Genomic DNA, 23,594 nt, shown 5'->3' with positions numbered 1-23,594 from the left:
GAATCCTTAAAAATCAGTAAACTTCAGCTTTTTCCCCTGAGCTTCGTGCGAAATCTGATCAGTACTGCAGCGATACCTGCCGAGAGAACCAAAGCCATGAGCAGCCCGGCCAGATTTGTGTCATCTCCCGTTTTTGGAGAAGGTGACTGTGGCCCGGGAGCCTTTGGCGTTTTTTCTGTCTCACTCTCTGTTTCTGTTTCCTGTGGCTCTGCCTCATTGAGGAGCTCCTTATGTACTTCTACAACAGGAGTCTGTCCATTTGCATACGTGAAAATAACAGGATACTCCGTCTCGTCCAGAAGATATCCGTCCGGCGGCACACTCTCCCGAAGGATATAAGAAACAGGATCTTTGCAGACACCGTTTTCAAAGCCGGCGATCTCCAGCAGCTGACTTTCTGCCTTTCCAGCCTGATTGGTCGTCAGCTCTTCCACCAGATCCCCGGTATCGGTCCGCAGCTCAAATACTGCGCCCGCCAGCGGCTTCCCGCTGTCTTTATCCTTCTTCTCTATAAAAAGCTTTCCTCTGGCACGCGCATCCTCCATCCGTACCTTCTGTATCTCCCCTGTATCCTCTACTTTAAAGGTAATCGTCTCTGCGATCAAATAGCCCTCCGGCGCCTGCGTCTCCGTCAGCGTATACGTCCTGCCCTTCTCAAGTCCGCGGATCTGGTGCGGCCTGCTTTCAGAAACCCACTGCTCCACGATTTTTCCCTGCTCATCACGGATCTCCAGTTTTGCACCTGTAATCTCCGCTCCGTCTGTAATATCCGTTTTGCTGATCTGTATCTGCGTACTCGTATTGCCAAACAGCAGCTCTTTCTCTATCACAGCTGTAACGCCGTCGCACTCCGTAACATCTACCTCTCTCACTTCATGCTCATTTACATAGCCTTCCGGCGCTCTTTCTTCCCGGATATAATATCTGCCATGCGGAAGATCGATCGAAAATCTCCCCTCGCCCTGTTGATCCGTTGTGCATTCAGCAAGCTTCTGATCCTTTTTTACAATCACATCCCCTTTTGCATTTTTTATATCCTCTCCTGCATACAGGCCAAATCCTGCGCCAAAAAGCAGCTTATCGGACTGTCTGTCTCTCTTGATCACTTTTATCTGTATCTTCTGTCTCACGTTCTCATAATCAATCTCTGCCATCACGATCCCGGTTTCCTGATCCTTATATTGGAGCTTTACCTCCACACCCTGCTGATCGGTAATGAAACCATCAGGCGCCTGTTTTTCCCGCACAAGGTAAGTACCAAGCGGCAGCTCCTGTGACACTGCGCACCCCTCCTCGTCTGTCACAAGCTCTTCGACAAGCACGCCCTTTTCAAATATGATTTCTTTTTCTGAATCCAGAATATTTTCAGCCGCCAGGATCTCAAACTCTACCGCAGGCAACTGTGCTCTTTCAAACAGAAACGCTCCCTCCTGGCAGGATGACAGCCGCTCTCCATATTTTTTAATCTTGATTTTTCCACATACCGGCTCATTTAGGCATTCTTTTTCCACAATCAGCCCTCCGTTATCCGCATCCTGTTGAAATGCCGTATCAGAGTGTATCTCAAAATCGATCGGCTCAGGATTTCGGATGTATCCTTCCGGGGCTGTGATTTCCTCAATCCGGTATTCTCCAGGCGGCAACGCCTGTGGGAGTATGAGAAATCCTTCTTCATTTGTAAAAAACGATGTATGTACCTTATGCTCTGGATAAGAGGTGGTCTGCTCGATACGCTCCCCGCTTCTGCGGTCTGTCACAATAAATTCCGCCCCGGCGGTCAGCACCGGCCTGCCTGTATGCGCATCCTTTTTTATGATTTTCAGCCGGGCCATCAGACTCTTATCAAGCAGGATCAGCCAGGGCTGCGGCTCCTGCGGCGAATGCTCCGAAATTGTTACCTGAAAATCCTTTACCGGGCTGTGATCAGCCGGTACGGTCGTCTCACGGACCAGATATCTGCCATATGGCAGCGGGATTGTACACAGATATCCTTTCTCATCTGTAAAAAGCTCTGTCTCTCCTTTCGGCCCGATTACCACGGGATCTGCGCCGGATGTATCGTATCCCTGTTCTCCCTTGTGCAAAAGATCAGAAATCATCCATACCGTAAAACCGGCGCCCGACAGCGCTTCCGGACTGGCATTTCCCTGATCGGACCGTTTTATAATCTGAAACGCCTGTTTTTTCACCTGCTCCTTTACGGTCACTTCCCGGCGGATCACCGGCACCTTTCCTCCGTCCGGAAGCAGATCCAGGTCATATTCCTTCTGGTCCTTCTCATAGCCCTGCGGAGCTGTGATCTCCTTTAAATAATATCTGCCCGGATACAGCCCACCTGCCTGTGCAGTACCATTCTCCCCGGTCTGCAAAACTGCCGCCTGCTCTCCTTTTGAAAATAAAACTCCTGTACTGCCATCCGGATGGATAATATTCTCTCTTGCATATACGCCATACCGTGCTCCCTCAAGCGAAGCATCTCCCTGTGGGACAGGCTTTCCAGTATCACTGTCAGTCTTTTTCAGGATAATTTCTGCCATCTGCGCCTGATCCCACACCGTCACCTCCACCCGGCTCTTATCAGAAGAGACCGGATATACTTTCTTATTCACACAGTATCCTGCAGGCGGTGTAATTTCTTTAACATAATAAGTATCCTGTTCGCACAAAATCTGTCCAAGCTCTGCTCTTCCATCCTTGCCTGTTGCCGGAAACTGTGCGACAAGCCCCGTGCAGGCTTCATCACGATACAGACCATATACTGCTCCCTGCAGCGTCTTTTTACTTTTATCATCCTTCTTCAAAATACACACGTCAAAATAAGACGCATGTGCACTCGCCGATACCACTGGCCGTTTCCCCTTTTTTACCGGTTCCAGCGCCAGATACGTGACAGCCTGCCACTTCTTGCTGTCATCTACAGGCTCATACCACCAGCCACCATACTCCTGCGCGGTCACCGTAACTGCCGCGCGTACTGTGAGCTTCTCCCGGACAATTTTCCGATATGCCTGATCTGTTGCCCGAAAATAGAATGCAGAACAGGGATTTCCCGGCTCCTTTTCAATCAGTGAAATCCCCTGCGGCGTCCCGCTCTCCAGCGCTTTAACCGCAGAAAGAATACGCCCGGGATACGGCGTCTCACATACGTAATCCTCTGCCGTCCTCCATGTACCGTCACTCTCCTGGTGCCACTGTGCCTGCGTCTGCGGCGCTACCGTAAAGGTCACTTCCTTGCTCTGATTCGTGCCGTTTCCCACCAGCTCCGTATCCGCATACGCATCCTCGACCAGCTTCATGATCTTTTTATAAACCTCGGTATCTTTTGAAGGCCGCAGTGCATCCTCGATCGAGCTTTCTCTTCCCTGCTGATGATTGATAATATGGATCGCTACCTGGGTAATATAATAGTCCTTCTTCCAGTCACCGACAGAATACTTTTTCCTGTGCGCCGTCTCTCCTCTGTAACGGCAGCCGTTATACAGGCAATACGTGATCTCTTTGGAAAATGCACCGTCTCCAGTCGGACGATACGGTTCCTTTTCCGGTGCTTCCAACGTATTATAAACACAATAAGCCGCTACCGTCTTTCCCCCGGTATCCATTCCATGCTTTGTTACATATTTAAAATAGCAGGGATACTCCAGATACGTAAAGATCAGAGAATTATCCCTTTTTACGACTGGATTTGCAGCTCCCGACCGCGCCATCCGGCCCGCCCGTCTGAACGCACCGTCCCTCCAGAGCTCTGTATATGCTGATTCACTCTCTTCTGTCTCCGTCTCCATATCTGTATCTGTCTCACCCTCTTCTGTCTGGTTTTTTTCTGTCTCCGCTTCATCCCCGGCCTCCGTCCCGCTGTCCTGCGGTTTACTCTCCTGTGTCCACGCCTCTTCCGTCTGTGTTTCCTCATCTTCAGGCGTCTCTTCCTCCGATGCTTCCGGCGCCTCCTCTCCTGCCTGTGTCTGCGTCTCTTCCTCTTCCATCTCCTGTTTCTCTGTATCCTCTGTCTGCGTTTCCTCTGTCTGTGTCCCCGCTGTTTCCATTTCAGAGGATGACGGCTCTGTCTCCGGCTCCTGTGTTTCCATTTCGGAGGACGATGTCTCCGTCTCCGGCTCCTGTGTCTCCATTTCGGATGGCAGTGTTTCCGTTTCCGGCTCCTGTGTCTCCATTTCAGAGGACAATGGCTCTGTCTCCTGTGTTTCTCTCTCTGATAACGGTGTCTCTGTCTCTGACAGCTGCGCCCCTGTCTCTGGAGTCTGCTGCTGTGTCACTGATGCGCCCAGCTCCCTCTTTCCCGGCAGTTCTGCTGCCAGATACCCGCTCCCGACATGCAAAAATAAAATGATACAGAGCATACACCATACACCTGGTCTTTTCCAGTTTTTTGAAAATCTCATAAATACTCCTTTTGCTTTGACTGCTTTTCACTGATCCACCCGCTGCATACAGGTGGAATGTGCTTTCCTTGATCTGTTTTATGTTGCATACTGTTTACTTCTGAAATACAGGGAATATTGGCGAACGCCAGAAGGTCTTCAGATGTTGCATTGATTATAACATACTTTTTGTGATATTTCAATATATATTATGAGTATTTATATTCGTGTTATGAGTATTATGAGTATTTCTTCAAATCTAAAAATCCCCTCAAGTACCTGTTCCGGCATTTGAGAGGATCCTTTTTTTCTACTGCTCTATTATTTATAATATATAGTCTGCCATTCCTTCTATCATAATAAGTCCTGCCACAGCCCCCTGGTCAGCCACTCCATAAGCTATATTTGCATGGACTGCAGCTTTACCAAACTTTGGAACCATATTTTTGGTCGCTTCTACACCTTCCTTGGCACCTTCCAGGGCAGCCTCACAAATCATCTTCAAGGATGCGCCCTTCTCTTCCTCCAGCAAAGCTCTCGCCTTTTTCGCCGCAGGCGCAAAACAGTCCAGAACTGTCCGGTCGCCTTCCGCACATTTGCCCCGTTTCACAATCCCGGAACAAAAGCCTTCCAGGAACAAAACCAGACCTTCTCCGTCTAATTCTGACTTTTCCCCCAGTGCCTTTCCGCCGAAAGAAATGCCTGTTCCCATCAGCATTCCCATAGTAGATGGAACTAAATCTGTCATTTCCATTCCGGCTTTACGGAGTTTTCTGGAAAAGTTCTCTTCCTCCATTGTCCGGATAATCTCAGGAAGTCCGCCAAAGCCTTTTTTCATAGTCAGACCCAGATCCCCGTCACCCATCTTACTGTCCATTTCACAAAGCAGCTCTGCATTTTCTTCAAATTTCACTGCAATTGTCCCAAACAGCTCCGGAAGCTCTTTTACTGTCACTTTTTCCATTTTCTGCCTCCTTACACCTGCTTATAAAATGGCGTATTTACCGGTTCATCAAGCCAGCCCTTGAGTTCCTCATCTACCTTACAAATAGACACAGACGCGCCCGCCATTTCCATGCTTGTAGCGTATTCTCCCACCCAGGTACGATAAACCGTGATGCCTTTTTCTTTCAGATATTCCATCACACTGTTCGCCAGAATATACTGCTCATCCAGCGGTGTGCTTCCAAGCCCGTTGATCAAAAGCGCTACCTGACTTCCTTTCTCTACGGGCATATCCTTTAATATCGTATCACAGCTCTCCTTCGCTATTTCATCTGCCGTTTTGACCGGACCATTCCAAATCCCCGGCTCTCCGTGGATTCCCATCCCCATAGCCATCTCGTTTTCACCAAGCTCAAAATTAGGAACCCCTTTTTCCGGAATGATACAAGGCGTTAAAGCAAATCCGACTGTGCGGGTAGCATCCTTTGCTTTCTGGGCAGCTGCCAGCACTTCATCCAAAGTGCCCATGGCTCTGGCCTTCGCTCCCGCTGCTTTATACATAAAGAAGATACCTGCCACACCTCGGCGCACAGTTACATCCTGACTGCTGTTTACATCATCGGCGCCAACAATACTGCGTGTTTCAATATCATCCATCTCACACCGCTCTGCAGCATCATCAAATACCATGACGTCTCCCGTATAGTTGCCATACAGATACAGCGCTCCTGCCCCTGCTTCCACCTCTTTTGTAATATGATAAATCTGTTTTCCAGAGGGAGACTGAAATACATCTCCCACGCCGCAGCCATCCAGCATTCCATCCCCCACATAGCCTAAGAATAAGGGCAGATGGCCATTTCCTCCCCCTGTAATAATCGCTACTTTACCCGGAACCTTTTTAGCAGTACAGTAACACCGAAGGTCTCCGGCAGCACATTTCACCTGATCTTTATGCACTGCATAAATCCCTCTAAGCATCTCATCTGTATAATTTTCTGCCTGATTCATAATTTTCTTCATAAAGCATCCCTCCACAATACGAACAGTTACCTCTGTACCCGTCCTGACGCGTCTCCATTCATCAAAAGCTCTATCTCCGATACACTGGAAAGATTGAAATCCAGCTCAATAGAATGCTTCAGACATGATGCAGCCGCAGCATATTCAATCTTTTTCTGAGATTCAAATCCCTGCAGATCTCCATAGAGCAATCCCGCAGCAAAGGAATCCCCGCCCCCAACGCGGTCTACAATATGGATTGGATAGGTTCTGGAAAAATACGGCTTTCCGTCAGAATACAACAGTGCACCCCACTCATTATCGGAAGCACTGATGCTCCTACGCAGCGTGATCCCTACTTCCCTTACTCCATACTTGTCACACAGCTGCGCGGCTACATCTACATATCCGTCCTTGTTTAATTTTCCTGTGGTCACATCGGTATCCGCTGCCCGGATCCCCAATACCTTATCTGCATCCTCCTCATTGGCGATGAGGATATCTACATACTGAAGCATTTTTTCCATACAGTCTCTGGCCGCATCCGCAGACCACATATTTTTGCGGTAATTCAGATCACAGCTTACCGTCAGCCCGTGTTCCTTTGCCGCCCTGACCGCTCCGATCGATACCTCCGGCATGGCTGTTCCAAGCGCCGGGGTAATTCCCGTGATATGGAAATGAGAAGCTCCTTCAAAAGCTGCATCCCAGTCAAACATCCCCGGTTCTGCCATAGCAATAGCACTGTATTTTCTGTCATATACGATCCTCGAAGGACGCTGAGAGGCTCCCTTTTCCAGATAAAATACTCCCATACGCTCTCCGCCTTTTACTACGTGCTCAACACCTACGCCAAATTTGCGCATCATGGCCAGACCGCTGTCTGCAATCGCGTGATCCGGAACGCGGGTCACTAATTCCGTCTTTACTCCCATGCAGGACAAAGATACCAGTACATTTGCTTCTGCTCCCGTGTAATTTATATCAAACGTATCTGCCTGTATAAATTTGAGATATCCCGGCGGGCTCAACCGCACCAGAAAATCTCCAAAACCAACTACTTTTTTCATATAATATTCCTTTCCCTGTCAAACAGATCCTCTCTACGGACGATTTAAAAGGTGAATCGCAAAACCGCCAAATTCCTTTTCCAGGTAAACTGCATTCAGTTTTCCGGCGCTGGTATAATTCTTAAATTCCTCTCTCATCGCATATCCTTTTTTCTGCAGATATGCCATAGCACGCTCTACGCTCCTGACACCGATTGCAATGTGTCCTTTTTCTCCGGGAAACTTGATTTTGCAGCATTCAAACAGCTCTCCGGCAAAATCGCTTCTGCCGCCTGCGCGGTAACCGATCCCAAACATCGCTCCCAATTCCTCTGCCATATCCTTTGCCGCCGCCTCATTTTCAAGATTAAGCCCAATATGTACCAGGTGGAAATTGTGTGAGACCGCAACAGCCTTTTCACATAATGCTCTGATACCTTCCCAGTCTTTTGCGAGAACCTTATCCGCCGGAGCCATAAAGCTTCCTCCTACTGCCGCCACCTTTGGATTAGACAGATAATTTCCCATATTATCCATCCTGATCCCGGAAGTCGGGACGAATTCGATATTTGAATACGGTCCTGTCAGCTCTTTGATCGTCTTAACGCCGCCCAAAAGCTCTGCCGGGAAAAATTTAAATATATGAAGCCCCAGCTTCATTCCCCGTTCAATCTCCGTCGCTGTGACTGCGCCGGGAAGGACCGGAATATCCGCCTCCTGGCAGGCCTTTACAACGTCTTCATTAAATCCCGGCGTCACACACAGCTCGGCTCCGGCTTCCTTTGCCAGCTGCACCTGCTCTGGTGAGAGAACTGTTCCCGCAGCCACTGTCATCTGCGGAAGTTCCTTTTTTATCGCCCGGATACAGTCCAGTGCACATTCATTTCTCAGAGTCACTTCAATCTGAGGAATCCCTGCCTCCAGCAGTGTTCTTGCCAAAGGTACTGCATGTTCTGCTGATGGAATTTTTATTACAGGAACAATACCTGTCTCCTTCATTTTCTCAAAAATGGTCATATCTTTACCTTTTCCCCTCTACATCTGTTTTCAGCTGTTATTTTTCCACTGTCTTCTTTTTCCGCATGCTTTTTATAACCGGATACAGGAAGGTCAGTACGACCAGAATGAGCAGAACACACGAAACCGGCCGGGTAATAAAGGTTGCATAGCTTCCGTTGCTCATTACCAGCGCACGGCGCATATTACTCTCCAGCATACCGCCCAGCAGGATACCCAAAATGAACGGTCCGGTAGGGAATTCAAATACTTTAAATAAGAAACCGAGGATTCCTGCTGCAAACATGATCATTACATCAAAAAAGTTGTTGTTCAGCGCGTAGGAGCCTACTACACAAAGGATCGTTACTGCCGCCCAGACAGTAGGCTGAGCCACATTGAGGACCTTTGCCGATACCTTGGCAGTGAGCAGACCCAGAATCAAAAACGCAATATTTGCAAGAACCATCAATGCCATGATCTGAGTTGTAAATTTTGCATTTTCTGTAAACATCTTGATCCCCGGCTGCATTCCATACATAGTCAGGGAACCGATCAGGATGGCTGTCACTGCATCACCCGGAATGCCGAGTGTCATCATTGTTGTCATAGCGCCGCCCAGCACACCATTATTCGCAGCAGAACTGATAGCAAGACCTTCCACCGAACCTTTTCCATACTCTTCCGGATGCTTGCTGAACTTCTTTCCATTACCCCAGCAGATAATAGCAGAAATATCTCCGCCCGCTGCCGGGATCGCTCCGATGATCGTCGCTACGACAGAGGCTACAATACCTCTTGGCATCAGTTCTTTCATTTCCTTTTTTGAAGGAAGTACTTTTCCAAGCGCCAGATTTACTTTTCTGGCTTCGATATCCTTTGCTTCCTGAGCCTTATCCCTGGTGAAAATCTGATACATTACTTCACCGATACCAAACATACCAATCATTACCGGGATAAAGGAGATACCTGCCAGAAGATTTACATTTCCAAAAGTAAAACGCTTAATTCCCAAAATCGGATCCAGACCAATCGTAGAAAGAAGAATCCCTGCTAATCCGAGGATCAGTCCCTTTAACACATCTCCGCCGGATACTGCTACCATCATACTCAGACCAAAACCAGCCAGCATAAAATACTCCGCTGAGTTAAAGGTAACTGTAAACTTTGCAATCGGTGTTGCCAGAAGAATCAGCGCCAGAGTACTGATCATGCCTCCAATAAATGAGAAGATCACATTAATTCCAAGCGCCAGTCCGCCTTTTCCCTGCTTATATAAGGCATAGCCGTCAAACGACTGCGTAATAGAAGCCGGGGTGCCCGGGGTATTGATCAAAATTGCAGTAATGCCTCCTGCAAAAATAGCTGCATTCCAAAGCCCCATCAGCATAGCAAAACCATCCACTGGATCAAACCAGAACGTAATCGGGGTCATGATTGCAATACCCATCGTCGCTGATAATCCCGGTAAGGCACCGATCATCGTTCCGACCAGAACGCCCAAAAACAGAAACATAATTACCGAAGGCTGCATCAATTCTGACAGACCGGCAGCCCATACATCCAATCCTATTCCCATACCTGTATCTCCTTCCCGTTATGCATTGAACAAAATGGAAAATCCCATATTAAATACCAGATAAATAAATGCGGTAAAGATGACTGCATAGATCAGGGCAAATTTCCACGTACGCTCAAACAGTTTATTCAGATAGATTTCAAACAGGAATACACACACCATAAATGCCGTATTTCCAAAATAAGGAGCGGTTATCTTCCATGCTCCAAGAAAAACGATAAGTCCTGCCACCGTCAGCAATAAAACTCTGAGATTTTTCTTCCTTTCCGGTGTCATTTCCACATATTTTCTGCTGTTTCCTTTCATTCCCCGCACCGTCAGTGCGCCTCCCATAATGATCACAGCAATACTCAGGATATACGGGAAGAACCCGCCTCCCGGAACCCCGTCTGAGGTAGTGGCAATAAAACTAAGCTGAGGATTTGTCGCCGTCATAATCAAAAAAAAGATACCAAATGCCATGCAAAGCAGGCCGGCAATCGCATCTGCACTCAATTTTTTCATAACATCAGTCCTTTCCTTCTGAAGAGAAACAGCACCACACCACTCCGGGCGTGATGCTGCATCTCTACGATATCTTCTAAGCTTTTCACATATTTTCTTTATGACTCCCTGCTCACCGCAGTAAGGTTACTCCATTACAATCCCCATAGTAGGAATTAATTCTGAGTAGTACTCCAGCTCTTCTGCCGCCTTAGCATCCATATCAGCGCCATTTAAATATGCATGCTCATATCCATTGCTTTCCAGAAGCTCCTTCATAGCGTCAGAGTTGATTGCTTTTTCAGCTGCAGCCTCAAGAATCTCAACCACATCGTCCGGAGTATCTTTCGGTACTGCAAATCCACCCCATCCCTGGATCACGATATCATATCCAAGATCTGTTGCCACCGGAACATCTGGAAGAACAGAGGACGGACCTTCGCCTAAAATTGCCAGCGTACGGAAATCTCCAGACTCAACATTTGTATACACCTCAGACGGACTTACTGCTACTGCTTCAATGTTTCCGCCAAGCAGAGCAGTAACTGCTGCCGCTGCACCATCTGAAAACGGAACATGGTTAAACTCAACATCGCAGACTTCCTCTACAGAAGCTGCTGCCACCTGCCAGATTGAACCTGTGCCGGAATTTCCTACACGAACCTCACCCGGATGCTCTTTTGCATATGCGATAAAGTCTTCAAAAGTTTCCCATTCACTGTCAGCCTTGACTGTGATCGCTGCCGGAATCGTCATAGCACGTCCGATAAACCGAAAATCATTTGTAGTTAAATCCGTATATCCTAAAGCAGAAAGCATGGTCGACTCTACAGGCATATAAGCGATCGTATAACCATCCGGCTTGCTGTTTCTGACAGTTTCCAGACCGATCGCGCCTGATGCACCCGTCGTATTCTGCACCATAACCGTCGTTCCGATGGCTTTTTCAAGCTCAGATGCAAAAATACGAGAAGTCGTATCGGATGCTCCTCCTGCTGCGTATGGGCAAACGATCGTAATAGATTTCTTACCCGGAAAATCTGCTGCACTGACAGATGCAGCTGTCAGCGATACACACATTGCTGCAGCGATTGCTGCGGATACCAGTTTTTTCATGTTCATTTGTAAATCCTCCCTTTGTTTTTATAAATTTTTAATATAAGGCTGAACGGCCTCATACAAAGTTCTCACATCTTCCTGCGACAGGTCCAGAAGCGGTTTTCTCATATGGCCTCCGGGAATCCCCCTGAATGTCAGAATATTTTTGAAGATTGACATATCTGCACCGGCCTTCATCAGCCATACCAGATCATTTGCCGTATCCTGCGCCTTTTTTGCCGCTTCCATATTTCCGGCTTTAAACTGTCTGTATACTTCCACAAAATATTCCGGAAACGGACCGGAGCATCCGGAAACAGTTCCGTCACAGCCAGCTACCAGAGCCGGAAGGAACATAGAGTCTGCACCAAATACCACCGAAAAGTTTCCGTCATTCACGCGAAGATACTGCAATACTCTTCCCATATCCGCATAGCTGTATTTTACACCTATCACATTCGGGCAGGCTTTGCAGATTTCATTCATCGTTTCTGGCGAAATATCATTGTGAGCCAGCTGCGGAATTACATATACATACACCGGAAAATCCTGTGGCAGCGCACTGCATACGTCTTTGTAATACTGAACCATAGCGCGATCATCCACCGTAAAGTAGCTGGGAGTTACTACCCCCACACCATCTGCGCCAATTTTATGCGCATGCTGTGCCAGACGAATGGTTTCCTCCAGGGTCATCGCACCTGCATGGATAAATACGGTCACTCTCCCCGCAGCTTTTTTCACTACAGTCTCTGCTACCAGCTCACGTTCTTCCGGGCTCATCAGATACATTTCACCTGTAGTTCCTGTAGGATACAGGCAGTCGACACCCTTCTCGATCAAAAATTCTGTCTGCTGTTCTAAAGCTGATACATCTACACAATCCTCCACGGTAAACGGAGTCGTCATAGCTGTAATTACACCATATAGTTTCTTCAAAAAAATGCCCCCTCTTCTCGTTCAGTATTACTGAATATCGTATATATTTTTTGTAATTTCAATATACATTCAAATATATCTATTGTCAAGATGTTTTCAATATTTTGTATATTTTGCCTGTTTATATATCTAATTTTTATGCATATTATCCAATTTCTTTTCATTTACAATTGCATGATGAGTGTAGTATAATGATTTAGGTTTTTATAGCCGTTCTGTTTTCTGCATTATCGTTCAGTAATACAGAATTCATATACAGAATTTTAAGTGGAAATTGAAAAGAATTCTTCCTGCAGGAGAAATAGTTTTTCTTTCATTGACATGCCTTATTTTTCATGATATAACAAAAACGATTTTGTATTTAAGCACAACCATTCAGCTATATTGAACAAAGGAGGATATCTGATCTTGAAAAAAAATGATCTTGCGCCCCCATGGCAGGTGAAATCTGTCACAAAGGCAATTCATATTTTATCCTGCTTTACTCCAGATACTCCAGAATTAAGTCTGGCAGACATCAGTAAAAAGCTGGGGCTTCCGAAAAGTACCGTCTTAAATTTGTTGCGCACCCTGGAATACTACGGATACATTATCCGCACTGCCCCCTCCATGAATTACCGGCTTGGCTACTCTATCATGCAGTTAAATTACTGCACACAGATGTCCATGCCTGTACTTCGGTTTACACTTCCTTTTCTGGAGGATCTGCAGCTAAAAACAGGAAAAACTATTTATCTTACGACTCACGTCAACGGACGCGTGCTTTATCTGGATGTCTTTCATCAAAATCGAAGAATGTATTCCTACTCCATCAGCGGCAAAACATTGCCTATGCACTGTACAGGATGCGGAAAAGCCATGCTTGCTTTCCTGCCCCCAGAGGAAATCGAACACATTTTAAATACAGAAGGCCTCCCGGCCTCTACTCCCAACACGATCACAGACAGAAACACGCTTTATCAGCAGCTGGAAGAAATCCGAGCCCGGGGATATTCTATAGATTATGAGGAGGAAACGCTCGGCGTCCGATGCGTAGCGGCGCCCATCCGCAATGCGCAAGGCTATCCGACTGCCGCAATCAGTATTTCCGGCGCCGTTCTTTCTATGCAGGAGGATCAGTTTTTCCAGTATGCAGACTTTCTGACAAACGCCTGCCGGGCGCTGTCTTCCAATGCCAATGAATTTCCTGCCGGTCAGATGCTGCTCTTAAAACAGCTAAAAGAATCCAGCGAAGAAGAATGATATGCTTTCAGACCTGGAAGGTGATATCTAAAAATCCCCTCAAACACCGAAACCGGTATTTGAGGGGATTTTATTTTTTCTCTTAATTCAGTCAGGATCAGTCCTGAACGTACGGCATAAGTGCAACGTGACGTGCTCTCTTGATCGCAACAGTCAGTGCTCTCTGATGCTTTGCACAGTTTCCTGTGATTCTTCTCGGAAGGATCTTTCCTCTTTCGGAAACGTATCTCTTCAGCTTGTTTACGTCCTTGTAATCGATCTCGTTGTTCTCTTTACCACAGAAAACGCAAACTTTTTTTCTTCTGCGCATGCCGCCTCTTCTCTTCATCGGAGCATCGCCTCTGTCTTTATTGAATGCCATTGCTTATTCCTCCTTTTACGCATTATCTGGATGCGTCGGATGCCTCGGCACCGTATCGCCGGGGAATATCCGAGCATTTAGTTGAACGGAAGCTCTTCATCGATTCCGTCCGGAATATTCATGAATCCGTCTCCTGCTGACGCCTGACTTGGTGACGGCATCGAAGCCGCTGCCATCGGCGACGGCTGCGAATAACGCGGCATACCGCTGTCTGCGGATGCTGCCTTACTCTCGGCGAATTCCTGATCTTCTACGACTACATCTGTCGTATATACTTTCTGGCCATCCCTGTTGGTGTAGCTTCCCGTCTGAATACGTCCAGTCACTACAATCTTTGTACCCTGACGCAAATATTTCTCAGCAAACTCCGCACTCCTGCCAAACGCAACACAGCCGATAAAATCTGCGCTCTGCTGGTCTGCGCCGTCGCGGCGGAATCTGCGGTCAACTGCCAGTGTATATCTGGCGATCGCCATGGAATTATCCCCTGCGGAATAACGTACTTCAGGGTCTCTCGTTAAACGTCCCATTAAGATGACTTTATTCATTCTATCTCCTCTTTTCTATTTATGCATCCTGTCTAACGCATAAATATCTGATGACATTTTCCATGATACGGACACGTCTCTCGACTTCTGCCGGACATGTTGCATCAGCCTCAAAGCGAACGAAGTAATAGAATCCTTCATGCATTTTCTGGATTTCATAAGCGAGCTTCTTCTTGCCCCACTCCTCTACTTCTGTTACAGTACCGCCAAAGCGTGTAATGTACTCTTTTACCTTCTCGATCGTAGCGGTTCTGTCGTCGTCTTCAAGTTTTGCGCTGACAACCACTGCTAATTCATATTTGTTCATGCTTCTCGCACCTCCTTATGGTCTCTGGCCCCTTTTCCATGAAAGGAGCAAGGAAATAATATATCACAAGTATTTATTCTAGCATACGTCTCGATGATTTTCAAGAAGTTTCCACATGGAATTATTCCTATTTTTTGCAGGATTTTCTCTGTTTTATCAGTATTTCTGCTACGCTTCTTTTTTTCTCAAGCCTTTCGTATTTTTCTCCACTACTTTCCGCGCGACCATGATCTGATGGCCGCAGCCCATACATTTGAGGCGAAAATCTGCTCCCACACGCAGGATTTCCCATTCCTGGCTTCCGCAGGGATGCGGCTTCTTTAATTTTACAATATCGCCCACTTCATAATTTTGCCGTTCCATATCACACCTGTATCCTTACCTTGCGCTCTGCCTGTCGCATCTGCAGCCTGAATTTCGGCTGCCCTGCGTCACACCCGTATCCCTCCGAGAACCTCGCCAATGCTGTCCGCGATCAACAGATCGGCAAATTTATCCCGGGGAGTCGGAGATTTGTTGATCACAACGAGATATTTTCCTTCAAAATAATCGATCAGCCCGGCGGCCGGATAGACTGCCAGCGATGTGCCTCCGATGATCAGCATATCTGCGTGCGAAATATGATAGACCGCAGCCTGCATCGTCTGCTGGTCAAGGCCCTCCTCGTACAGTACAACATCCGGCTTGATCACTCCTTTGCAGCTGCACAGCGGTACCTCTCCCGGCGCGTCCTTCATATACTGAGCATCATAGCTTTTTCCGCATTTCTGGCAGTAGTTCCTATGCACACTGCCATGCAGCTCCAGCACATTTGTACTTCCGGCCTTTTGATGGAGCCCGTCAATATTCTGTGTCACTACAGCAGTCAGTCTGCCCTTTTTCTCCAGCTCGGCAAGCTTCCGGTGCGCCGCGTTTGGTTCTACATCCAGACAAAGCATTTTGTCCCGGTAAAACCGATAGAATTCCCTGGTATTGCGCACAAAGAACGTATGGCTTAAAATCGTCTCCGGCGGAAAATCGTACTTCTGATGGTACAGTCCGTCTACGCTTCGAAAATCCGGGATACCGCTCTCTGTCGAGACGCCGGCTCCGCCAAAAAATACAATCCGCCTGCTCTCATCAACCATTTCCTGAAGTCTTTTTACACTGTCCTCCATCCACAGATCCCTCCTTTTACAGAGCTTTCATCGACGCCTGTCTGTCTCTATTTTGACGCATAGATCTGCGCCAGCTTGCCCATAACGACAAAGCGCGTTGCATCATCGCCGGTACAGGTAGAGAGCGTCATGACGCGATCCTCTTTTGTTACCTCCACACCGCTCGTATCCACCTCAGAATTTGCGTACGCTGCATTTATAAATTCCTCAAACTCATTATTCAGGAAAAATGTCTGGTACGTAAGTCCTGTCTTATTTACAACGGATGCAGAAAAGATCCGATACTGGTAGATCAGATCATCCGTAAACATCCAGAAATATTTGCTTTTGTTAAATACCTCTTCGTCCCGGAAATTTTTCAGCTTCCCGAACATCGAACCATTTTTCATATTATGTCCGTATATGATCGTGTTCTGATCCGTAAAATCATCCTTATTATCTGCATTCAGAAAAATGCAGCCCGCAAAATTGTCTTCCTTTTCAAAGGTCCGGTGCAGATAGAAGTCATTGTCATCCCCCTGGACGACCGGATAGGATATATCCAGCGCGCTGATGCGCAGCCACCCTACTATATCTTCATTGACCGCCTCAAGCTCTTCAAAATCAATCGGATTGCTCACAACAGGGACCGTGATCTCCTGTCCGTTCTCCATAACTGTGCGCACCTCATGTCCGGTGATCTCCTGCAGCGCCGAATCATCCTCGAGCTCCTCAAAATCCTGCTCCGACTGCCGCTCCACCGTATAGCTGTTTTCGAGGTTATCGTACTCATCCGTCCCCGCTTTATACTCTTTATAATATCCGTACAGCATATACCCGGAGAACAGAAACACAACAAGCGCGATCGCCATCAAAAGACCGCTCATAATATCTGCGAATCTGCTCCTTTTCCGCCTTTTCTTCTGTGCCATCCGGCCACCTCCCCATCAGTTTTACTCTCCGACACCGCCTAGACCTCCTGCGATGGCAGGCTTACAATAAACCGCGTATTGCGGCTGTCACTCGCGGCAGATATCGAGCCGCCGTGCAGCTCTACGATCTGTCTGGCGATCGCAAGCCCCAGCCCCGCGCCTCCTGTCCGGCTGGAACGCGCATCATCTACGCGGTAAAATTTCTCAAAGATCATTTCCAGCTTTTTCTGAGGGATCTGAGGTCCTTCATTTGTAAATATGATCGTAATCCTTCCGTTTCCGCCGCGCGCCTGGATCAAAATCTGCGTATCCTCATATCCATACGCTGCCGCATTTCGCAGCAGATTATCAAAAACGCGCGCCAGCTTGTCAGGATCGCCGCGAAACATCAGCTTTTCCTCAACGTCGACGGCGCACGTCATATTTTTCTCACTCAGCATACCGTAGCTCTCATCTGCCAGCTGCTCCAGCAGGATCGACAGATTAAGCAGCTCTTTATCCAGAACAATGTTCTGCAGATTAAAGCGTGTAATATCAAAAAATTCATTGATCAGCTCTTCTAAGCGGATCGCCTTTTCAAGCGTTATATGGGTATACTTCGCACGATCCTCCGCAGACATATCCGGCTGCTCATCCAGCATCGTCAGATACGCGATCACAGATGTGAGCGGCGTCTTCAGATCATGCGCCAGATAAACGACCAGCTCATTTTTCCGTTTTTCACTCTCCGCCGCCTGTTTTTCACGCCGCTTGAGCTTCTGTTTCAGCGTAGAGAGCGTATCCGCCATCGGCTCCAGCTCCGGCGGCAGAAGGATCGGCTCATCAGATACATCCAGCGTCTTCTCCAGCGCTTCGCTGATGCTGTTCAGATATCTGGTCAGTCTGCCGACCGACACATAAAAGGAAAATAAAAACAGAATGCAGAAGCCTCCGACCACAAACTGTGTTTTATTGTAAATAAAAATCTCATTATAACACTCGATCGCGCGCCATTCGTTCATCCCAAACTTCATAAACACACGGACAACGAGATTAGCAAAGCTGTCCTGAAACACGCCGTCTACCAGAAATGTCAGAATGCCGTATCCTACAGCCACAGACAATACGGAGATCAAAAGGGTCCGGGCAACAATCGAGCGTTTCAGTCTGCTGTAATTATTTTTCAACCTTATAACCCACTCCCCAGACAGTCTTTATAAAATCATCCTTCCTCCGTCCGTCTCCCATCTTTTCGCGGAGATGACGGATATGGACCATCACTGTATTATTGCTGTTTTTAAAGTATTTTTCTTTCCAGATCGCCTCAAAAAGCTGTTCTGAACTGATCACTTTTCCGCGATTCTCACACAGCAGCCAGAGAATATCGAACTCAATGGGCGTCAGCACAAGCTCCCGCTCATTGTACGTGCACTCATGCGTATCACGGTTCATCAAAAGTCCGGCAAAGTCGATCACATTTCCCTGCTGCTTCCCTGTCTCATTGTACTTTGTATACCGCCTCAGCTGCGCCTTTACTCTCGCAACAAGCTCCAGCGGGTTAAACGGCTTTGCGATATAATCGTCGGCTCCTAAAGTCAGCCCCTCGATCTTGTCTGTGTACTCTGTCTTCGCCGTCAGCATGATCACCGGAAATCTGTATTTTTCGCGGATCTTCTCAAGGATACGGAAGCCGTCAATGTCGGGAAGCATCACATCAAGCAGCGCCAGATCCGGCTGCTCCCTGCCAATCATCGCAAGCGCTTCCCGCCCCGTATATGCAGTCTCCACCTCGTATCCGTCATTTTTTAAATACAGGGCAATGACATCTGCAATCTCTTTTTCATCATCCAGTACTAAAATTTTACTGCTCATGCTTACTCCCCATAAAACCTGTCATTTGTTTCTGTTTTATAAATCCGCATACCGGGGACTGCTTGCAGGATCAGTCCCCCGGCATGCCGTTTTATTTACTCGCAGTTTCCAACTGTACGCGGGTACGGAAGTACGTCGCGGATGTTTGACATACCAGTCAGATACATCACGCAGCGCTCAAAGCCAAGGCCAAAGCCCGCATGGTGTGTAGTACCATATCTGCGCAGATCCATATAGTACTTGTAATCCTCCGCATTCATGCCAAGCTCCTCGATACGCGCCTGCAGCTTGTCAAAATCATCCTCCCTCTGGCTTCCGCCGATGATCTCACCAATACCCGGCACGAGGCAGTCCATTGCTGCAACCGTCTTTCCGTCATCGTTGAGCTTCATATAGAATGCTTTGATCTCCTTCGGATAGTCTGTAACGAACACCGGCTTCTTGTAAACCTGCTCGGTCAGATACCGCTCATGCTCCGTCTGCAGGTCGCAGCCCCAGGATACCTTGTACTCAAAGTTGTCGTTATTTTTCTCCAGGATCTCGATCGCTTCTGTATATGTCACATGACCAAAATCAGAATTCATCACATGCGTCAGGCGCTCGATCAGGCCCTTGTCCACGAAAGAATTAAAGAACTTCATCTCTTCCGGTGCATGCTCCAGTACATAGGCAATGATATATTTGATCATATCCTCAGCCAGTCTCATATCATCCTGCAGATCTGCGAATGCGATCTCCGGCTCGATCATCCAGAACTCAGCCGCATGGCGCGCAGTATTGGAATTCTCAGAGCGGAATGTCGGTCCGAATGTATAAACATTGCGGAACGCCTGCGCGAAGGCCTCCACATCAAGCTGCCCGCTTACCGTAAGCTTTGTTGCCTTTCCGAAAAAATCCTGTGAAAAATCAACCTCACCCTTATCCGTCTTCGGCACATCTGTCAGATCAAGCGTTGTTACCTGGAACATCTCTCCGGCGCCTTCACAGTCGCTCGCTGTAATAAGAGGCGCATGCACATACACGAAATCTCTCTCCTGAAAGAACTTGTGGATCGCATACGCGATCAGAGAGCGCACACGGAACACTGCCTGAAAGGTGTTCGTTCTCGGACGCAGATGCGGCACCGTGCGCAGGTACTCCATGGAATGACGTTTTTTCTGCATCGGATAATCCGGCGTAGAGGTTCCTTCTACAGAAACGCTCTCTGCCTGGATCTCAAACGGCTGCTTTGCATTCGGAGTCGCGACAAGCGTCCCCTTTACAATGATCGCAGCTCCGCTGTTCAGCTTGCAGATCTCGGCAAAATTTTCAAGCTTATCTGAGTACACGATCTGCAGTGTCTCAAAAAACGTACCGTCATGCAGTACAATAAAACCAAAAGTTTTTGAGTCGCGGATACTTCTTACCCATCCGCCTACCGTAACCTCTTTTCCGATGTAAGCATCGCTGTTGCGGTATAATTCTCTGACCGTAGTAAATTTCATAATAATTCTCCTTCTGTCCGCTTCTTTACGTGCTCCCGCATGCCGCACAGCATCTCTGCCACCCCGACACACGGAATTTGCGTATATTTAAGTTATTATACCGTTTTTCTTTCATTCCTGCAAGTTCTAAAAAGAGAGGGCTTGAGGAGAGATTTTGTTTCTGTATAACTAAATTTATATTGTGTCTATTTTCATTTACTGTTATACTCTTTATATAGTATATAGAAAGAAGGTGCAAAATGAGCGCTCCACAAACAATAAACGGGTTAATGCGGCATTTAAGAAATGACTGTAATATTCAGATCCGCGGCAGTTATCAAAAGCAGCAATTAATCAGTTACGGTTACTATCACGGATATAAAGGCTATCGCTTCGTAAGAAACAGACACACTCAAATTCCATATACAGACTTCAGCGAAATAGTAGCTGTAATTGAATACGATAATAATTTAAAATCCGCGTTATATTCTGACTTCATGTTTATCGAAACTGCCATAAAAAATATTGTCTGCAATGAGTCTGTAAATGGTCTAAAACTCGGAACATTCGAACATGTCTATAAAGAACGCATGCGTGATAATACCACAAACACAAAATTACAGTCCAAGCGACTCAGATTAAGAAATTCTGTATATTCAAAATTATCCGCGCGCTATCACGATGAGGAAGACAGCGACAATCAAATGGTGCGCCATTTTTACAACCGTGGAGAAGATGCCCCTTTGTGGGTCGTTTTTGAAATACTATATCTTAGTGATCTTGCCAGTTTTTTTGAATGTTTAAACAAGACTTTAAGAGAACACATTATGGTACAATTAAATATGTTTGATGTTTCCATTGATACAAACAGAAACCTGTTAAGCAGCATGTTATATACCATCAAAGCTCTGCGCAACTGTGTTGCCCATAATAATATAATTTTTGATACCAGATTCAAGGACAGAAGAATCAGTCCTGTACTTAAAAGATGGATTGAAAAAGAAACCGGTATACAAAATATTACTTTATATTCTCTGATTGACTACATAATTATTGTATGTTGTTTGTTAAAACGCGTTGATTTTAGTTCAACAAGAGCAAAACAATTAGTTCATGCCTACAAAAATCAAAATCAGCTTCTTCAAGCCAATGTTGCACCTACAATTTATGCTCAAATTATACAGCAAAATGTCACGCAAAAGATAACTGCGTTAGAGGTCTATCTCAATACCTAATTGTTTAGGCATAAAATTTTCCTTGCATTTTTTTTGCTTGTACTGTATATTATATTTATTGAAAGAGGTGTATGTTTTAGGACTGCACTGGGGGAGTCACTCTGTGGCTCCCTTTTATGTTGCCCTTTTCCAAATAAAAACAGAGCCGTGCCAATACCTTAGTATCGCACAAGCTCTGTTTTTGGACTGACTTTAAATTTTCAAATTACTTGATCTTAATTCTAAACGTAGCCTTTACATTCGATCCGTCCATCGCCTTCGCGGTCACGCGGATCGTCTTTCCCTTTCCTTCCTTCTTTGCCTTGACCGTGCCGTTCGCGCTGACCGTCGCGTATTTCTTGTTATCCACCGACCATTTTACCTTCTTCGGCGCATTCCCCTGTACCTTTACAGTAGCTTTGAGCTTCTGCGTCTTTCCGGCTTTCATTTTTGTCTTGCCCGAAATTTTAATGGATTTTACTTTTGCGCGCTTCTTCTCGGACTTGATCTTGATCGTGTCTTTCTTGCCGCTTCCGTCCTTCGCCGTCGCCGTGATCGTCACCGTCTTGCCGCCGCTGTTCTTCTTCAGCGTCACAACGCCTTTTGCGTTGACTGTCGCCACCTTCGTATTGCTGCTCTTCCACTTTACGTCTTTATTCGTCGCGTTCTTCGGCGTAACCTTTACCTGCAGACGGATCTTGCTTCCTGCCGGTGCGGATTTCTCGCCTGTAATCTTGACTTTTTTAACCTTAACTTTTTTATTTGGATTTTCTGCATTCTGTAAAGTTACTTTTCCAGAACTGAGAACATATCTAGAGTTATGTGTCACATAAAATTCGCACCAACTGTCTGTCCCATCGACGATAAGTTTTACATTTGCATCCTGCAACGTAGCTGTTTTATCAATATAAACGAACCGGTTCCTTCAGCGAAAACAATGTATATATATAATCTGACTTTAAACGAATTCTGGCCTTTCCGGGCAAAAGACCATTCTCGGCAAAATCAAGCTGTAGCACTCGATTATCGTTTCCATATACAGAGCCATCTACCTCTCTAATTTTAACCGACAGATCCACAGCTTTTAGCGGATTGATAATATCATTTCCGCGAAATACCCATTGTACTTCATTATCCGAAAATACCAACGTTTTACCCGTCTGTTTTATAGCCTCAAAAAACTGTTCCGGCGCTATATGCGACGATGTAGTATAGTTAACCATAGCTGTCGCATTATTATTCATCTGTTTTAAATTGTCATAAAGTTTAGGATTTTCAATGCCATTCTGAAAAGCAACATCAAACTCTGATTTTGCAGTAAGGAACGTATTAAGCGGACAACGATCGTCTTCTTTGCCGTTCACATTTTGCAAAATTAAGGGTCTACCCACACTTACAATATTTCCTTGTTCATCACCATGAGGTTCTTCTACTCCACAATATTCCGCTCTATTTTGCTGCCCATCATTTAACGATACATATACAACATATGTTCCCGCCGGAATTTTGCTTGGCATGGCAATGGAAAAAGTATGTTTTCCGGTAAATAACGCTCCTCCATCTACACCTGAAGTATATTGTACCATTCTACATACATTATTAACCCATTCGCCATTTTCTTTAACGTAATTCAACTGAATAAACACAGATTCTACACCTGTTTCTTCTTCTGTGATATCCAAAGTTACATTTACAACTCCTGGCAGAATAATCTCTGCCTTGTCTAAAGTCACTCCATTTAACTTGGGAGCCGTCGTATCGTACCCGCTTGCCTGTACCTCATGTATCATGTGAGTATTTAAAAACACCCAACATACAAACATCATACTAAGTATTCCCCACAAATACCTCTTTATTTGCTTCATTTTCAACATCCTCCCTCTTTTTTAGATTTTATACTTTCATATTAATCTCTCTCCTAATTTTTTTCAATCATTTCAATCATTTTTCTACTACAATATAAATATGGTTAATATCCCTTACAGCCAGTAAGGAATTATCCATCTTGTTGCTTAAGCTGTATAATGATGGAGCAATCGGTATGTCGGCTTCCTTTCTTGGACTTCGCGTCCG

22 protein-coding genes are annotated in these 23,594 nt (G+C 46.3%); 2 read left to right on the top strand and 20 right to left on the bottom strand.

All coding sequences use genetic code 11. The features are described from left to right. Positions 1-23: 23 nt before the first annotated feature. From QOX44_RS07950 to QOX44_RS07910, 9 genes are all read right to left on the bottom strand, one after another. Positions 24-4,397, bottom strand: coding sequence for a SpaA isopeptide-forming pilin-related protein (locus QOX44_RS07950; RefSeq protein WP_283682516.1), 4,374 nt, complete (start codon positions 4,395-4,397; stop codon positions 24-26). 304 nt (positions 4,398-4,701) lie between these two features. After that, on the bottom strand, positions 4,702-5,340 hold the full coding sequence (locus QOX44_RS07945; protein ID WP_283682514.1) for a dihydroxyacetone kinase family protein: 639 nt from the start codon (positions 5,338-5,340) through the stop codon (positions 4,702-4,704). Between the two features lie 11 nt (positions 5,341-5,351). Beyond that, entirely contained in the window at positions 5,352-6,344 is a 993-nt protein-coding gene (locus tag QOX44_RS07940) for a dihydroxyacetone kinase subunit DhaK (RefSeq protein ID WP_283682513.1), read from the bottom strand. A 26-nt stretch (positions 6,345-6,370) separates the two neighbouring features. After that, positions 6,371-7,393 (bottom strand): sugar kinase, encoded by a 1,023-nt coding sequence (locus QOX44_RS07935; RefSeq protein ID WP_283682512.1) that lies wholly within the window; start codon positions 7,391-7,393, stop codon positions 6,371-6,373. A gap of 33 nt (positions 7,394-7,426) precedes the next feature. Further along, positions 7,427-8,389, bottom strand: a complete 963-nt coding sequence (gene eda / locus QOX44_RS07930) for a bifunctional 4-hydroxy-2-oxoglutarate aldolase/2-dehydro-3-deoxy-phosphogluconate aldolase (protein WP_283682511.1) — start codon at positions 8,387-8,389, stop codon at positions 7,427-7,429. A 37-nt stretch (positions 8,390-8,426) separates the two neighbouring features. Next, the gene (locus QOX44_RS07925; RefSeq protein ID WP_283682509.1) at positions 8,427-9,947 is read right to left on the bottom strand and encodes a tripartite tricarboxylate transporter permease; all 1,521 of its coding nucleotides are present in this window, start codon (positions 9,945-9,947) and stop codon (positions 8,427-8,429) included. Positions 9,948-9,965: 18 nt separating this feature from the next. Further along, a complete protein-coding gene (locus QOX44_RS07920) occupies positions 9,966-10,451 on the bottom strand; it encodes a tripartite tricarboxylate transporter TctB family protein (RefSeq protein ID WP_283682508.1) in 486 nt (161 codons plus the stop codon). Between the two features lie 126 nt (positions 10,452-10,577). Beyond that, entirely contained in the window at positions 10,578-11,552 is a 975-nt protein-coding gene (locus QOX44_RS07915; protein WP_283682507.1) for a Bug family tripartite tricarboxylate transporter substrate binding protein, read from the bottom strand. A gap of 21 nt (positions 11,553-11,573) precedes the next feature. Continuing rightward, positions 11,574-12,467 carry a dihydrodipicolinate synthase family protein gene (locus QOX44_RS07910; protein ID WP_283682505.1) on the bottom strand — a complete coding sequence of 298 codons (894 nt, stop codon included), beginning with the start codon at positions 12,465-12,467 and terminating at the stop codon, positions 11,574-11,576. A 408-nt stretch (positions 12,468-12,875) separates the two neighbouring features. Between QOX44_RS07910 and QOX44_RS07905 the strand changes: the two genes are divergently transcribed. Next, on the top strand, positions 12,876-13,709 hold the full coding sequence (locus QOX44_RS07905; RefSeq protein WP_283682504.1) for an IclR family transcriptional regulator: 834 nt from the start codon (positions 12,876-12,878) through the stop codon (positions 13,707-13,709). 97 nt (positions 13,710-13,806) lie between these two features. On the opposite strand, the gene rpsR is transcribed toward QOX44_RS07905, so the two are convergent. The 9 genes from rpsR to asnS all read right to left on the bottom strand — a co-directional run bounded on the left by rpsR (position 13,807) and on the right by asnS (position 20,328). Continuing rightward, complete coding sequence (rpsR, locus tag QOX44_RS07900; RefSeq protein ID WP_158439533.1) at positions 13,807-14,070, bottom strand: 30S ribosomal protein S18; 264 nt, start codon at positions 14,068-14,070, stop codon at positions 13,807-13,809. 77 nt (positions 14,071-14,147) lie between these two features. After that, positions 14,148-14,618: a single-stranded DNA-binding protein gene (locus QOX44_RS07895; protein WP_283682503.1), complete on the bottom strand. Its 471-nt coding sequence runs from the start codon at positions 14,616-14,618 to the stop codon at positions 14,148-14,150. 19 nt (positions 14,619-14,637) lie between these two features. Beyond that, positions 14,638-14,925 carry a 30S ribosomal protein S6 gene (rpsF, locus tag QOX44_RS07890; protein ID WP_283682502.1) on the bottom strand — a complete coding sequence of 96 codons (288 nt, stop codon included), beginning with the start codon at positions 14,923-14,925 and terminating at the stop codon, positions 14,638-14,640. Positions 14,926-15,093: 168 nt separating this feature from the next. Beyond that, positions 15,094-15,288, bottom strand: coding sequence for a DUF951 domain-containing protein (locus QOX44_RS07885; protein ID WP_283682500.1), 195 nt, complete (start codon positions 15,286-15,288; stop codon positions 15,094-15,096). A gap of 68 nt (positions 15,289-15,356) precedes the next feature. After that, positions 15,357-16,082 carry an NAD-dependent protein deacylase gene (locus QOX44_RS07880; protein ID WP_283682499.1) on the bottom strand — a complete coding sequence of 242 codons (726 nt, stop codon included), beginning with the start codon at positions 16,080-16,082 and terminating at the stop codon, positions 15,357-15,359. A 47-nt stretch (positions 16,083-16,129) separates the two neighbouring features. Beyond that, positions 16,130-16,993: a class B sortase gene (srtB, locus tag QOX44_RS07875; protein WP_283682498.1), complete on the bottom strand. Its 864-nt coding sequence runs from the start codon at positions 16,991-16,993 to the stop codon at positions 16,130-16,132. Between the two features lie 38 nt (positions 16,994-17,031). Beyond that, complete coding sequence (locus QOX44_RS07870) at positions 17,032-18,159, bottom strand: sensor histidine kinase (protein ID WP_283682497.1); 1,128 nt, start codon at positions 18,157-18,159, stop codon at positions 17,032-17,034. Further along, positions 18,149-18,844, bottom strand: a complete 696-nt coding sequence (gene vanR / locus QOX44_RS07865; protein WP_283682495.1) for a VanR-ABDEGLN family response regulator transcription factor — start codon at positions 18,842-18,844, stop codon at positions 18,149-18,151. Before vanR ends, QOX44_RS07870 begins: the two co-directional genes overlap by 11 nt. 95 nt (positions 18,845-18,939) lie before the next feature. Next, on the bottom strand, positions 18,940-20,328 hold the full coding sequence (gene asnS / locus QOX44_RS07860) for an asparagine--tRNA ligase (RefSeq protein ID WP_283682494.1): 1,389 nt from the start codon (positions 20,326-20,328) through the stop codon (positions 18,940-18,942). A gap of 239 nt (positions 20,329-20,567) precedes the next feature. Between asnS and QOX44_RS07855 the strand changes: the two genes are divergently transcribed. After that, positions 20,568-21,542, top strand: coding sequence for an Abi family protein (locus QOX44_RS07855; protein WP_283682493.1), 975 nt, complete (start codon positions 20,568-20,570; stop codon positions 21,540-21,542). Positions 21,543-21,747: 205 nt separating this feature from the next. Here the strand turns inward: QOX44_RS07855 and QOX44_RS07850 are convergent, their stop codons facing one another. Together QOX44_RS07850 and QOX44_RS07845 are read right to left on the bottom strand one after the other, a co-directional pair. After that, a complete protein-coding gene (locus QOX44_RS07850) occupies positions 21,748-22,410 on the bottom strand; it encodes an Ig-like domain-containing protein (RefSeq protein ID WP_283682492.1) in 663 nt (220 codons plus the stop codon). A gap of 13 nt (positions 22,411-22,423) precedes the next feature. Next, positions 22,424-23,386 carry a hypothetical protein gene (locus tag QOX44_RS07845; protein WP_283682491.1) on the bottom strand — a complete coding sequence of 321 codons (963 nt, stop codon included), beginning with the start codon at positions 23,384-23,386 and terminating at the stop codon, positions 22,424-22,426. Positions 23,387-23,594 lie beyond the last annotated feature (208 nt).

Source organism: Parablautia sp. Marseille-Q6255, from assembly GCF_951230155.1.
GTDB lineage: Bacteria > Bacillota > Clostridia > Lachnospirales > Lachnospiraceae > Choladousia.
The sequence above is the reverse complement of the archived record's forward strand: the minus strand, read 5'-3'. Positions and strand labels throughout refer to the sequence as shown.